The 13,507-nt window shown below is 67.2% G+C and carries 13 protein-coding genes and 2 pseudogenes; 7 read left to right on the top strand and 8 right to left on the bottom strand.

Going from position 1 to position 13,507, the window contains the following annotated elements; all coding sequences use genetic code 11:
- The first annotated feature begins 91 nt into the window (after positions 1-91).
- Entirely contained in the window at positions 92-1,657 is a 1,566-nt protein-coding gene (locus A9X01_RS16370; protein ID WP_065121774.1) for a DHA2 family efflux MFS transporter permease subunit, read from the top strand.
- Here the strand turns inward: A9X01_RS16370 and A9X01_RS16365 are convergent.
- Positions 1,654-2,217 carry a TetR/AcrR family transcriptional regulator gene (locus A9X01_RS16365; RefSeq protein ID WP_065121748.1) on the bottom strand — a complete coding sequence of 188 codons (564 nt, stop codon included), beginning with the start codon at positions 2,215-2,217 and terminating at the stop codon, positions 1,654-1,656. The genes A9X01_RS16370 and A9X01_RS16365 overlap by 4 nt on opposite strands.
- Positions 2,218-2,310: 93 nt before the next feature.
- On the opposite strand from A9X01_RS16365, the gene A9X01_RS16360 reads away from it, so the two are divergent.
- The 3 genes from A9X01_RS16360 (at position 2,311) to A9X01_RS16355 (ending at position 3,838) form a co-directional block, all read left to right on the top strand.
- The gene (locus A9X01_RS16360; protein WP_065121747.1) at positions 2,311-2,751 is read left to right on the top strand and encodes a DoxX family protein; all 441 of its coding nucleotides are present in this window, start codon (positions 2,311-2,313) and stop codon (positions 2,749-2,751) included.
- A gap of 182 nt (positions 2,752-2,933) precedes the next feature.
- Positions 2,934-3,107 (top strand): hypothetical protein, encoded by a 174-nt coding sequence (locus A9X01_RS29960; RefSeq protein WP_155772123.1) that lies wholly within the window; start codon positions 2,934-2,936, stop codon positions 3,105-3,107.
- Positions 3,107-3,838, top strand: coding sequence for a GAF and ANTAR domain-containing protein (locus A9X01_RS16355; protein WP_065121746.1), 732 nt, complete (start codon positions 3,107-3,109; stop codon positions 3,836-3,838). Before A9X01_RS29960 ends, A9X01_RS16355 begins: the two co-directional genes overlap by 1 nt.
- A gap of 5 nt (positions 3,839-3,843) precedes the next feature.
- Here A9X01_RS16355 and A9X01_RS16350 read toward each other — a convergent pair whose 3' ends face one another.
- Positions 3,844-5,943 carry a S9 family peptidase gene (locus A9X01_RS16350; protein WP_065121745.1) on the bottom strand — a complete coding sequence of 700 codons (2,100 nt, stop codon included), beginning with the start codon at positions 5,941-5,943 and terminating at the stop codon, positions 3,844-3,846.
- Positions 5,940-6,833 (bottom strand): phosphoribosylaminoimidazolesuccinocarboxamide synthase, encoded by an 894-nt coding sequence (locus A9X01_RS16345; protein ID WP_065121744.1) that lies wholly within the window; start codon positions 6,831-6,833, stop codon positions 5,940-5,942. Before A9X01_RS16345 ends, A9X01_RS16350 begins: the two co-directional genes overlap by 4 nt.
- Before the next feature lie 60 nt (positions 6,834-6,893).
- Between A9X01_RS16345 and A9X01_RS16340 the strand changes: the two genes are divergently transcribed.
- Complete coding sequence (locus A9X01_RS16340) at positions 6,894-7,511, top strand: hypothetical protein (RefSeq protein WP_065121743.1); 618 nt, start codon at positions 6,894-6,896, stop codon at positions 7,509-7,511.
- An 11-nt stretch (positions 7,512-7,522) separates the two neighbouring features.
- Here the strand turns inward: A9X01_RS16340 and A9X01_RS16335 are convergent, their stop codons facing one another.
- The 4 genes from A9X01_RS16335 to A9X01_RS16320 are packed head-to-tail and all read right to left on the bottom strand — an operon-like array spanning position 7,523 to position 11,875.
- Entirely contained in the window at positions 7,523-8,494 is a 972-nt protein-coding gene (locus A9X01_RS16335) for a tellurite resistance/C4-dicarboxylate transporter family protein (RefSeq protein ID WP_301336939.1), read from the bottom strand.
- Positions 8,494-9,738, bottom strand: a complete 1,245-nt coding sequence (locus tag A9X01_RS16330; protein WP_065121742.1) for a cytochrome P450 — start codon at positions 9,736-9,738, stop codon at positions 8,494-8,496. Before A9X01_RS16330 ends, A9X01_RS16335 begins: the two co-directional genes overlap by 1 nt.
- On the bottom strand, positions 9,735-11,153 hold the full coding sequence (gene purB / locus A9X01_RS16325; RefSeq protein ID WP_065121741.1) for an adenylosuccinate lyase: 1,419 nt from the start codon (positions 11,151-11,153) through the stop codon (positions 9,735-9,737). Before purB ends, A9X01_RS16330 begins: the two co-directional genes overlap by 4 nt.
- Positions 11,154-11,200: 47 nt before the next feature.
- Positions 11,201-11,875: a TetR/AcrR family transcriptional regulator gene (locus A9X01_RS16320; RefSeq protein WP_155772122.1), complete on the bottom strand. Its 675-nt coding sequence runs from the start codon at positions 11,873-11,875 to the stop codon at positions 11,201-11,203.
- A 55-nt stretch (positions 11,876-11,930) separates the two neighbouring features.
- Between A9X01_RS16320 and A9X01_RS16315 the strand changes: the two genes are divergently transcribed.
- The gene (locus tag A9X01_RS16315) at positions 11,931-12,839 is read left to right on the top strand and encodes an alpha/beta hydrolase-fold protein (RefSeq protein WP_065121739.1); all 909 of its coding nucleotides are present in this window, start codon (positions 11,931-11,933) and stop codon (positions 12,837-12,839) included.
- Between the two features lie 28 nt (positions 12,840-12,867).
- Positions 12,868-13,353, top strand: a pseudogene (locus tag A9X01_RS16310) (gamma-glutamyltransferase); the annotation flags it as partial.
- A 57-nt stretch (positions 13,354-13,410) separates the two neighbouring features.
- On the opposite strand, the pseudogene A9X01_RS31400 reads toward A9X01_RS16310, so the two are convergent.
- A pseudogene (locus A9X01_RS31400) lies at positions 13,411-13,470 on the bottom strand (hypothetical protein); the annotation flags it as partial.
- Between the last annotated feature and the right edge of the window lie 37 nt (positions 13,471-13,507).

The following is a 13,507-nucleotide window of genomic DNA, read 5'->3' as shown; positions in this document are numbered from 1 at the left end:
CGGGACGGTGACAGACACTTGGCCGGCAGGCGGCGACGAGCGGTCCCTGCGTCACTGGCCAGCGGGTTGTCTAGCTATGCTCAGCAACGCCATGAAAAAGGCAGTTTCCGTGCCGGCCGATGCGGCGTCGGCCAGCACCGTCACGGACTATCCCGACACGCTCGACGCCCCGACGCTACGGATCGCCGGGGTGTGCATTCTTGCCTCGGTGATGATGGCGTTGGACACCACCGTCGTCAGCGTCGCGCAGCGCACTTTCATCGCGCAGTTCTCGTCGACGCAGGCCGTGGTGGGCTGGACGATGACCGGATACACGCTTGCGCTGGCCACCGTCATCCCGATAGCCGGGTGGGCGGCGGACCGATACGGCACCAAACGGCTGTGGATGGGTTCCGTGCTGGCGTTCATGGCGGGTTCGCTGCTGTGCGCAGTGGCGCCGACCATCCTGCTGCTCAACGTCTTTCGGGCAGTGCAAGGGATGTGCGGCGGCATGCTGATGCCGCTGGGATTCATGATCCTGACCCGGGTGGCCGGCCCGAAACGGCTGGGCCGGCTCATGTCGGTGCTGGGCATCCCGATGCTGCTCGGCCCGATCGGCGGGCCGATCGTGGGTGGCTGGCTGATCAGCGCCTACAGCTGGCCATGGATCTTCCTGATCAACCTGCCCATCGGGTTGTGCGCGTTCCTGCTCGCGCTGGTGGTGTTCCCCAAAGACGAACCGGCCCCGTCGGAGACCTTCGACGTCGTCGGGGTGCTGCTGCTTTCGCCCGGACTGGCGACCTTCCTGTTCGGAGTGTCCTCGATCCCGGGTCGCGGCACGCTCACCGACCGGGTCGTGCTGATACCGGTGACCATCGGTCTGACGTTGATCATTGCGTTCGTCGTGCATGCCTTGCGCCGCGCGGATCACCCGCTCATCGATCTGCGCTTGTTCAAGAACCCCGTGGTCACCCACGCCAATGTGACGGCGTTCCTGTTCGCGGTCGCCTTTTTCGGCTCGCTGCTGCTGCTGCCCAGCTACCTGCAACAGGTCTGGCACCAGACGCCGATGCAGTCCGGGGTGCACCTGATCCCGCAGGGGCTCGGCGCGATGCTGACCATGCCCTGGGCCGGCCGGTTCATGGACCGCAAAGGCCCCGGGAAGAGCGTGCTGCTGGGCATCGCGCTGATCGCAGTCGGGCTGGGGATCTTCACCGTCGGGGTGGCCCGGCAATCCGGATACTCCCCGACGCTGCTGATCGGGCTGGCCGTCACGGGACTCGGCACAGGGTGCACCATGATGCCGCTGTCCGGAGCGTCGGTCCAGGCACTGGCGCCACACCAGATCGCCCGCGGCTCCACGCTGATCAGCGTCAACATGCAGGTGGGCGGGTCGATCGGCACCGCACTCATGTCGATGGTGCTGACCAGTCAGTTCAACCGCAGCCACACCATCTCCGCGGCGAATGAACTGGCGCGCCTGGAACAAAACGCGGCCCGCCGTGGGGTCCCTGTCGATCCGTCGGCAATACCGCAGCGAGCCCTGGATCCCGGCTTCGCCGCCAGTCTGGCGCATGACCTGTCGCACGCCTACACGCTGATCCTTGCCATCGCGGTGGTGCTGGTGACCGCCACGCTCGTGCCGGCCGCGTTCCTGCCGAAGACCCCGGCCGGCTAGCCCTCGAAGAGCATCGTCGCGATCCGCAAGACAATCTCCATCGGGTCCGCCTCCTTGACGCCCGCGTCCACCGCATCGTTGAGCCAGAGCATCGAAAAGCCGTGTACCAGTGACCAAGCCGCCAGCTCGGCGCCGGCCGGGTCCGCGCGCGCGTTGCGGTCGCGCAACGTCGACACGCCGCGGGACAGCTCGTTCGCGGCGGCGGCCTCGGCCTCGATCAGCTCCGGATCGCTCGCGTCCACCAGCGATTTGTCGAGCATGACGCGGTAGTGACCGGGATGCGAGAGGGCAAAGCGAACATAGGCCAGGGCTGCATCGGAAAAGCTCGGCCGCGCCTCTTGAAGGAGCGCGGCAAGCCGCCGGAATCCCTGCGCCGCAAGGGCGGTGAACAGACCCCTGCGGTCGGTGAAGTGATGTGCCGGAGCGGCGTGCGACACGCCGGCCTCGCGCGCCAGCTCACGAAGCGACACCCGATCGGCGCCGCGCTCGGCGACCAGCCGTGCCGCCTCGCTCAGGATCGCGCTGCGTAGATCGCCGTGATGGTACGTGGGACGGGCCATCGGGCCACCTTACAGCGCAAACTTGACAGTGGCTAGATTGCCACCCTACCGTGGCAGGCGTATCTAGTCACTGTCAAGATTGAAGGAGAAGACATGGCTCCCCTGATTGCGCTGCTGCTGGGCAGCCTCGTTTCCCGCCTGGCCGGGTGGTGGGGGGTTGGCTCCCTCGACAATTGGGTGGCCGCCTGCGCCGTCGGCCTGGCGGCGATGTTCCTGCTCACCGGGGTGGCACACTTTGCTCCGCCACTGCGACGCGATCTTGTCGCGATTGTTCCACCGGCACTGCCGGCACCCGGTCTGCTGGTCACCGTTACCGGCGTGCTGGAGATTGCGGGGGCGGTGGGGTTGATGCTGCCGGGAACCAGGGTTGCCGCGGCACTCTGCTTGTTCGTGCTGATGCTGGCGATGTTTCCGGCCAACATCTACGCCGCACGGATGCCCAGCCCGCCAAGGTCGATGACGACTCGGTTGTCGACGCGCAGTGTCGAGGAGGTTGTCTTCCTGGCGGCCGCGGTTCTGGTGGCGGCAGGCTGAGCAGCAACCTCGGCCGCCGACCTTGGCACCCGCAGACCCGGAGCCGTAACGTTACATTTATGGTGACGACTGTTTTGAACTGTGCTGTTTGCGCGGGCCAATTCAACGGCCGTACTGATGCCATTTATTGTTCCGCGGCGTGTCGGCAGAAGGCATATCGCCTCCGCAACCCCCGTGGTCACATGCGCCGCGCCGAGGTCAAAGCGCTGGTGCTGCGCGCCTCGGCCGCGCAGCGCCGAGCCCGTGAACTCTGCCGGGAGGCGGCACAGTCACGGCGCAAGCTCGACGCCGCGGTCCTGCAGTTGGCCACGACGCGACGAGAGTTGGCGGCCAGTAACCAGTTGGCGGTCAATTGATGACCGAAGAAGGCACCCAACAACCGAGCGATGCGACGGCAGCCGGCGATAACCTCGCCAGCCTCTCCGATGTGCTGGAGGCCATCCACACGGCCAAACCCGCCGACCTACCAAAGGCCTTGGATCAGTTGACCATCGCCGCCGCGACGTCGGTACCCGGCGCACAATATGCCGGCATCACCGTCACCAGCCGGCAGAACCACGTGGGGACTCCGTCGGTGAGCCACCGCTATCCCGAACTGCTCGACGAGGTCCAGAAGCGCCATCTGCAGGGGCCCTGCCTGCACGCGGCCTGGAATCGCGAGACGGTGATCGTCGAGGACCTTGCAACCGATGACCGCTGGCCCCGGTATCGCGATGAGGCCCTGGCCCAGACGCCGATCCGCAGTGTCCTGTCGTTGCCGATGTTCGCCGACAAGTTGCTCATGGGCGCGCTCAACATCTTCGCCGAGTCCTCACACGTGTTCGACGAGAAGTCGCTCGACGCTGCTCGGGCATTCGCCGTCCTGGGCGCCCTGGCCTGGAGCAATGTCGTGCGCAAGCAGCAATTCGATACGGCACTGTCCTCCCGCGACGTCATCGGCCAGGCCAAGGGAATCCTGATGGAGCGGTACGGCATCGACGACGAGGCGGCCTTCGCCATGCTGGTGAAGATCTCGCAGGATTCCCAGTTGCGGTTGCGTGAGGTCGGGCGGCGCTTGGCAGAGTCCGAAAACGCAGGCGACAATTAGTCTTTTTAGGCGCCGGCGGTCTCGAGCAGCCACGAGTACTGGAACGCGGTTTCCTTCCAGCGCTCGTAGCGGCCGCTGATGCCGCCGTGACCGGCGTTCATCTGCGTCTTCAACATCACCGGATTACCGTCGGTATTCGCGTGCCGCAGCGCCGCAACCCATTTGGCCGGCTCGACGTAGTACACCCGGGTGTCATTCAGCGACGTCATCGCCAGGATTGCGGGGTACTTCTGGCCCGTGACGTTTTCATACGGCGAATAGGACTTCATGTAGGCGTAGACATCGCTGTCGGCCAGCGGGTTTCCCCATTCATCCCACTCGGTGACGGTCAGCGGCAGGGACGGGTCGAGGATGGTGGTCAACGGGTCGACGAACGGCACCTGCGCCAGGATTCCGGCGAACAGTTCCGGGGCCGTGTTGGCCACCGCGCCCATCAGCAGGCCGCCGGCGCTGCCACCGAGGGCAACCAGTTGAGCCGGGCTGGTCAACCCGGTATCAACCAGATGCCTTGCCACAGCGATGAAGTCGGTGAACGAGTTCTTCTTCTCCAGTAGCTTGCCGTGCTCGTACCACAGTCGGCCCATCTCACCGCCGCCACGCACATGGGCGATGACGAATACCATGCCGCGGTCCAGCAGCGACAGCCGCGCGATCGAGAACCGTGGGTCTTCGCAGATCTCGTACGCTCCGTAGCCGTACATCATTGCCGGAGCCGGGAATTCGATACCTGCCTTGTGCACGATCGAGATCGGTACCCGGGCACCGTCCTCCGCTTGCGCCCAGTCGCGGCGTTCCACATAGTCCTCGCGCCGGTATCCACCCAGCACCGGCTGTTCTTTGAGCAGGGTCCGCTCACCGCTGACCAGGTCGAGGTCGTAGATCCGTACCGGGGTGACGAAGGATCCCGCACCCACCCGCAACTTGGGTGAAGCCCAGTTCGGGTTCGCCCCCAGACCCGCCGACATCAGCTCGGAGTCGAACGAGATCTCCTGCGGATCACCGTAACCACCGTCGGAGCCGAACGGCCACAGTTGAATTCGCGGCAACGCTTCCCGCCGGTAGCTGACCACCAGGTGGCCGGCGAACGCGTCCACCCCATCGAGCCGGACATCGTCGCGATGGGGAATCAGCACGCGCTGCTGGGTAGGCTCGCCGACCGGGACCTCGACCAGGGTGAAGTTCACCGCCCCGTCGTTGTGCAGGATCAGGAATCGTTCCTGACCGCCGTGCACCGCGTGCTCCACCGAGTACTCGACCCCTTCCCGGCGGGGCAGCACGACGGTGAACTCAGCGTCGGGATCGGTGGCATCGGCATAACGGACCTCCGAGGTGATCGACGATCCCGCCGCGATGAACACGTAAGCGTTGCTGCGGGTGCGTCCCACTCCAAGCCAGAACCGTTCGTCCGGTTCGTGATACACCTGCTCGGACGGTCCACCCGAACCCAGTCGGTAGCGCCAGATCGTGTCGGGCCGCCACGCTTCGTCGACGGTGCTGTAGTAGACGGTGCGGTTGTCGGCCGCCCAGGTGGCTCCCGCCCCGATGCCGACGATCTCGTCGGGATACCGTTCACCGGTGCGTAAGTCCTTGAACCGCAGGGTGTATCGTTCGTCACCCAGCACGTCTACGGAATACGCAAGCAGATTGGCGTCGAGGCTTATGCTGGCGGCGCCCAACGCGAAGTAGTCGTGACCATCGGCTTCGATGTTCTCGTCGAGTAGCACCTGCTCGCCGGGAATCTCGGTGTGCTCGTCGAATTGGGGCGGGTGCCAGTCGTCGGGATCGGCGACCGGGCAACGGCAGTGCACCCCGTACTGCTTCCCTTCGAAGGTGCGGGCGTAATACCACCAGTCGCCCCGGCGGGTCGGTACCGACAGGTCGGTTTCCTTGGTGCGTGCCTTGATCTCGTCGAAGATCTTCTGCCGCAACGGCTCCAAATGGGCAGTGCGGCGGTCGGCGTACTCGTTCTCGGCCTCGAGGTAGGCGATGACTTCGGGGTTGTCCTTCTCGCGGAGCCACTCGTAGGGGTCGATGAACACGTCGCCGTGATGTTCCCGCCGGGTCTCCACCCGCTTGGCCTGGGGCGGCTCGAGCTTGTCGGTCATGCGCCCGGGCCGATCCAGTTGCCAAAGCTCAGACCCGAAATCCGTTCGTAGGCATCGATGTAGCGCGCGCGTGTGGCCTCGACGATGTCGGCCGGCAGCGGCGGCGGCGCGACACTACCGTGCCGGTCCCACCCCGAAGCCGGGCTGGTCAGCCAATTCCGCACGAACTGCTTGTCGAAGCTGGTCTGCACCACGCCCGGCCGGTATTCGTCCGCCGGCCAATACCGCGAGGAGTCCGGCGTGAAGATCTCGTCGGCCAGCACCAACTGACCGGTGCGGTCGGTGCCGAACTCGAACTTGGTGTCGGCGATGATGATTCCCTTCCTCAGGGCGTGGTCGGCGGCCTGCACATAGATCTGCAGGGTGCGGTCACGCAACTGGTTGGCGGGCACCGCCCCCACCAGTTCGATCACCCGGTCGAACGAGATGTTCTCGTCGTGGTCGCCGAGCTCGGCCTTGGTCGCCGGGGTGAACAGCGGTTCGGTGAACTTGCTGGCCTCGACCAGCCCGGGCGGCAGCGGGATGCCGCAAACCTTCCCGCTCGCCTGATAGTCCAGCAATCCCGAACCGGTCAGGTAGCCGCGGGCCACGCATTCCACCGGGAGCATGTCCAGCCGTTGCACCACCAGGGCGCGACCGAGCACTTCGTCCGGGATACGGGGATCGTCGGGTGGTCCGGCCAGGTGGTTGGGGGCGTCGACGAGGCCGAAGAAGAACACGCTCATCGCGGTGAGGATGCGGCCCTTGTCCGGGATGGTGCTGTCCAGGATGAAGTCGTACGCCGAGATCCGGTCGGAGGCGACCAGCAGCAGGTGTTCGTCGTCGACGCGGTATATCTCGCGGACTTTGCCGCTGGCGAGATGCTGGTACTCGGACAATGCGGGTCGCATCGCGACAGCCTATCGGGCATGCCGCCACCATTCGGCCGGTAGCTGTGCTGGTATCGGTATATGACGCGGTTCCTGCCTTACTCGACCCGACCCGTGCGCCTGTTCGGGCAGTTGATGAGCGACATCACCATCTCCCTGTGGACGGTGATCTGGGTGTTCGTCGGCCTTGCCGTGCACGACGCCATCGCCACGATCGCCGAAGCGGGCCGGCAAGTGGAAACCGGTTCGAAGGGAGTGGCGGGCAACCTGGCGTCCGCGGGGCACAGCGCGGGCAACATCCCGCTGCTCGGGGACGCGCTCAGCAAACCGCTGAATGCGGCCAGTGATGCGGCGCTGGACATCGCCGGCGCCGGGCACAGTCTGGATACGACGGCGACCTGGCTGGCGTGGGTGCTGGGACTCGCGGTCGCGTTGCCGCCGATTCTCGCGGTGACCGTGCCCTGGTTGCTGCTGCGGTTGCGGTTTTTCCGGCGCAAGCTGACCGTGACGGCGCTGGCCAAGACCACGGCCGGTCAACAACTGCTGGCGCTGCGCGCGCTGGCGAACCGATCACCGGCGAAACTGGCTGCGGTCAGCGCCGATCCGGTGGGCGGGTGGCGCTACGAGGATCCGCACGTCATCCGGGCGCTGGCCGCCCTGGAACTGCGTGCGGCCGGGATCAGGTTGCGCACCGACTGAGCTGGCGCAGATCAGCCGAGCGCGCGCCACAACCGAACCAGCCCGGCGGCGCAGACCGTGAGCCACGCCGCCGAGGCGATCCAGAAGAACAGCAGTGACACCGTGCTCAGCGCCGGCCGGCCGAGTTCGGCGGCGGTGGCGGCGGTCGCCGCGGAGTACATGCCTAGCGGGAACACCATCGCCCACCACACCCCGGCGAATCGCAGCAGGGCGGGCCGGCGCCGGATCCGCCGCAGGCCGAAATAGATCAGCGGTGGAATCCACAGCGTGGCCAGCACCCACGTCAACACGGTCACCAGCCGCACCACCGGAGCCAGCCACCCCGGCGCCAGGGCATGGATGCCGTCACCGGCAAGGGTCGCAATAGCCAAGCCGCCCATCAGAATCCAGAAATCCGGTTCGAAACCCTCCCGGTCTTGTCGTTGGGCAATCGCCCGCCAGACGATCAGCGCGGTCATCAACCCGTACACACCCAGCCCGATCCCCCACACCGGCACCGCCAGCGCGAGCCACCAGCGCTGCCCGGTGTGCCGGGCCACCTGGGTGGCCACGATCGCCAGTCCCGAGGTGCCGACGCTGCCCAATTCCCAGGCACCGTGGGCCCGGTCGCGCAGCGCCGTCCAGCTGCGGGCCGCCATGCTGCGGGCGGTGAGAGCTGCCAGCAGCAGCCAGGCCATCAGCGCCAATGCACCCAGCGTCACGACCACCGGGTGGTTGTTCGCCAGCCGACTGTCCAGGACCGCGCACGCGGCAACGAAGGTGAACAGGCGCAGGGTCACGTCGGGGTCCGTGCGGTCCCAGGCCGGGCGGGTCACTGCGACAAGCAGAGCCAGCACCACGAAGCCCAGTGAGGCCAGCACACCGAGGATGTGACTGATTGCGGTGTAGTAATGCAGCTGCGCCGCGATCGACAGGATTCCGGTCGCCATCACCACGGCGAAGACGTCCGGCGACGGCTCGATACGGCGCAGCTGAAACGCCACTAACCCTCGTGGAGTTCCACGATCAGGTGGCGGATACCGGTGTGGCGATTGCTGCGGGTCCATTCGACGGGCTCGACCAGCCGCACACCGGCGAACCGCGACAACAGTTCCTCGTAGAGCACTCGCAACTCCAACCGAGCCAGGTTGGCGCCCAGGCAGTAGTGCACACCCTGACCGAATCCTAAGTGCGGGTTGGGCTTTCGAGCGATGTCGAATTCGTCGGCATGGTCGAACACATCGGCGTCGCGGTTGGCGGAACCTTCCCAGATCTGTACCTTCTGGCCCGCTTCGATCTGCTGTCCGCCGAGCCGGACGTCGCGGGTGGCCGTTCGGCGCTTGGACGGCGACGGCGAGGTCCACCGAATGATCTCCTCGACCGCCGTCGGCAGCAGGTCCAAATCGTCACGCAGCGCGCGCATTTGGTCGGGGTGGTCGGCGAGGGCCAGCAGTCCTCCCCCGACGGCATTGCGCGTCGTCTCGGCGCCGGCGCTGAACAGCAGGCTGAAGAAGAGATACACCTCGAGATCGGACAGGGCCGGCCCGTCCGCCTCATCGAGCAACGCGTTGGCGACGACCGACAACATGTCGTCGGTAGGCTCGGCGCGCTTGGCCGCGATCAGCTCCTGGCCGTAGGTGTACATCCGCGACCCGGCCTCTTCGACAGACAGCTGCGACAGCGCGGCCTTGCGCGAGCCGCCGAAATCGAACTGCGGCTCGATGGCCTCAAACAGCCAATGCCGTTCGGATTCGGGCACTCCCAGCAGGATGCAGATCATCTGCATCGGCAGTTCGGCGGCCACGTCGACCAGGAAGTCGAAGGGCTCGCCGGGCACCACCGCATCCAGCAGTCGGCGGGCCCGCGCCCGCAGGTCGTCCTCGACGCGGCGGATCATGCGCGGTGTCAGGCCCGAGCTCACCAACCGCCGGATCTGCGAGTGCCGGGGGTCGTCCATCATGTTGAGCACCTGCCCCGCGATGGCCAGGTCCTGCAGCAGAGTGCCGCCGAACGGCCGGTCACCGCCGGTGACCGACGAGTAGGTCGCCGGATCCCGAAGCACCTCAAGGGTTTCCCGATATGTCGCCACCGACCAGAACCCCTCGCCGTCGGGGGTGTTGTCGGTGGGCGCGTGCCAGTAAACGGGCGCCTCGCGGCGATGCACGGCGAACAGGTCGTGCGGAAAGCCGTCGGCGAAGTTGTCCAGGTCGGTGAAATCGATGTCGGCCAAGGCAGCGGCCAGCGTCATAAGATCGCCCCCGGAGTGTATTTCGCCGCCTCCGGATAGCGGCTCACCAACTCGTTGACCAGCCCGGCGACTTCGTCAACCTGATCCCCGGCGGCACCGGTGAATGCCTTCTTGTCGGCCAGTGCGGCATCGAGCGCCGCCCGGTCCAGCGGCAGCCGCGGATCGGCGGCCAACCGGTCCAGCAGATCGGGCTCGGCGCCACGCTCCCGCATCGCGAGCGCGGTGGCCACCGCGTGCTCGCGGATCACGTGATGCGCCGACTCCCGCCCCATCCCGGCACGCACCGCCGCGATCAGCACCTTGGTGGTGGCCAGGAACGGCAGATAGCGGTCCAGCTCGCGCTGGATGACCGCCGGATAGGCGCCGAATTCGTCGAGTACCGTCAGGAACGTCTCGATCTGCCCGTCGACAGCAAAGAAGCTGTCCGGCAACGCAACCCGTCGGACCACCGAGCAGAAGACGTCGCCCTCGTTCCACTGGGCGCCGGCCAACTCGGCCGCCATCGAGGCATAGCCGCGCAGCACCACCTGCAGCCCGTTGACCCGTTCGCAGCTGCGGGTGTTCATCTTGTGCGGCATCGCCGAGGAACCGACCTGGCCCTCGGCGAACCCCTCGGTGACCAGCTCATGCCCGGCCATCAACCGGATGGTGTGCGCCAGCGACGAGGGACCGGCTCCCAGTTGCACCAGCGCCGAGATCACGTCGTGGTCCAGGGAACGCGGATACACCTGCCCGACGCTGTGCAAAACCGTTGCGAAACCGAGGAAGTCGGCGACCTGTTGCTCGAGCTCGGCCAGTTTGACCGCGTTCCCGTCGAGCAGGTCCAGCATGTCCTGGGCCGTGCCCATCGGCCCCTTGATGCCCCGCAGCGGGTAACGATCGATCAGCTCGCGCAGCCTGGTCAACGCGATCAACGTCTCCTGGGCGGCGGAGGCGAATCGCTTGCCCAGCGTGGTCGCCTGGGCGGCGACGTTGTGACTACGACCGGCCATCACCAGATCCCGGTAGGCCACCGCGCGCTCGGCCAGCCGGGCCACCACCGCCACCCCGTGGGAGAAGACCAGCTCCAGCGACCGCCGGATCTGCAACTGCTCCACATTCTCGGTGAGGTCGCGGCTCGTCATCCCCTTATGCACGTGCTCGTGGCCGGCGAGTGCGTTGAATTCCTCGATGCGCGCCTTGACGTCGTGGCGCAGCACCCGCTCCCGGGCCGCGATCGAGGCCAGGTCGACGTCCTCCAGGACGCGCTCGTAATCGTCGATCGCCGCGGCGGGAACATCGATGCCGAGTCGGGCCTGGGCCCGCAGCACCGCCAGCCACAACCGCCGTTCCGCGACCACCTTGGCCTCGGGGGACCAGATGGCGACCATCTCGGCACTGGCGTACCGGCCGGCCAATACGTTCGGAATGCTCACTTGGCCATCACGAACACACAGCTTAGGCGTTCGGCTGCTACCTGCGGCTATTCGGCGACCGGGAGCATGGTCAGGCCGTCGTCGTCGGCGGGCGAGCCGACGATCCGCACTGCCGGCTGATCAACCGGCGCGAGCACGTCGACCAGGTCGATCACCGTCGACAATGCGGCGGCCCTCGGGTCGCGCCCCTCGACCAGCGCCGATACCACCGAACCGTCGACGGCGCAGATCAGCGTGCACACCAACTCGATCTGCACCGACCGTCCGGACCGTTCAATGGCCTCGGCGACCGCCTCCGCCCGCTGCCGCAAGCTGCGCCGCATGCTTTCGCGCAATGCGGGCAGGCGGGTGCAGGCGATATGGCGCTCGTACCGCGAAATCAGCTGCTCTGCGAGTCCAGGCCCCGATACATCCCCCACCAGCAGATCAACCAAGACCTCAGCGGTGGTCTCCGGCCCCCGACGCCGTCGGGACAGACCATTGACCCGGGCGCGGAGCTGGGCCACCTCGATCATGCCGATGTGTTCGACCGCCCGGGCGATCAGGTCATCGAGCGAAGAGAAGTAGTAGGTGGTTGACGCCAGCGGCAGGCCGGCCCGCCGGGCCACAGCCCGGTGGCGCACCGCTTCGAACCCGCCCTCGCCGAGCAGCTCGGCGGCAGCGCTAACCAGCGCGTACCGCCGACGTTCCCCCTTGGGAGTCACTGCTGCCGTCACACCCACCAATGCTGCCAGTCAAAGTGGTACGGCGTTGCCATTTTCGCGAAACGGACATGGCATGATGGCGCGCATGCCAGAGATCAGCCGCCGCGCTGTGTTGGTCCTCGGTGCCGCCGCAACCTGCGGCGCGGCCGGCGCTTATGCGCTCGACGTGCTGTTTCAGGCCCGCCCGTCAGCGGCTGCGCCGGCACTGACTGGGACAAACGTTCCATTGGCGCCAACACGTCCCCTCGATCCGGCCCCGCCCGCGCAGGCCGCCCCGACGATGGTGACGGGCTCGTTCGCATCGGCCGCGCGGGGCGGGATCCAGACCAATTGGGCGATTGCGCGGCCGCCAGGACAGACCAAGCCGCTGCGCGCGGTGATCGCCCTGCACGGTAAGGGCAATGACGCGTCCAGTGTGATGGCCGGAGGCGTCGAGCAGGGCCTGGCGCAGGCCGTCAACGCCGGGTTGCCGCCGTTTGCGGTGGTGGCCGTCGACGGCGGCGGCGGTTACTGGCACAAGCGGGCGTCCGGCGAGGACTCCGGCGCGATGGTGCTCAACGAGCTGATTCCGATCATGGACAGCCACGGCCTGGACACCTCGCGGGTGGCCTTCCTGGGCTGGTCGATGGGCGGCTACGGCGCGCTGCTGCTCGGCGGCCGGCTGGGCCCCGGGCGCACCGCGGCGATCTGTGCGGTGAGCCCCGCACTGTGGACGTCGCCGGGTGCCGCCGCCCCGGGCGCGTTCGACGGACCCGACGACTACGCCGCCAATTCGGTGTGGGGGATGCCCGCCCTGGCGTCGATCCCGATCCGGATCGACTGCGGCGACAGCGACCCGTTCTACTCCGCCACCAAGCAGTTCATCGCCCAACTGCCCAACCCGCCGGCGGGCGGTTTCTCGCCGGGCGGCCACAACGGCGAGTTCTGGAGCTCCCAGCTGCCCGCCGAGTTGACCTGGATCGCTCCGCTGCTGACGGCGTGACTGGCGCGGCGGCGCTACGCTCGCGGTCGTGAGCGCGCCGTTCGACTGGGACCTCCCGTATGCCTGGCCACGCACCCCGATCCTGGCCGCGAACGCGGTGTGCACGTCGCAACCGCTGGCCGCGCAGGCCGGGCTGCGGATGCTGGCCGACGGCGGGAGCGCGGTCGACGCGGCCGTCGCCACCGCCATCGCCCTCACGGTGGTCGAACCGGTGTCCAACGGCATCGGGTCCGACGCCTTTGCCATCGTCTGGGACGGCCGAGGCTTGCACGGCCTCAACGCTTCCGGCCGCTCCCCCGCCGCGTGGACGCCGGACTATTTCGGCGACGACGGTGTTCCCGCGTTCGGCTGGAACTCGGTGACGGTGCCGGGCGCGGTGTCGGCATGGTCCGAGTTGCACGCCCGGTTCGGCAAGCTGCCGTTCGAGCGGCTCTTCCTTCCCGCAATCGCTTACGCCCGCAACGGTTTTCTGGTCTCGCCGAAGGTCGCCGCACAGTGGGCCGCCCAGGATGCACAACTCGCCGGGGCGCGGCGATCGCCCACCGGGCAGGAACGTCTCGGCGAAGCCCGGTTGGCCGACGAAGACCGGGACCTGGGCGGCCCACTGTGCGGCGACCTTCGGCGAGACCAGAAAACCGTTGCGGGCGTAAGCGATTGCGGGAAGGAAG

The organism is Mycobacterium asiaticum, from assembly GCF_001668675.1.
GTDB lineage: Bacteria > Actinomycetota > Actinomycetes > Mycobacteriales > Mycobacteriaceae > Mycobacterium > Mycobacterium asiaticum_D.
This window is presented reverse-complemented; position numbering and strand designations above follow the sequence as displayed.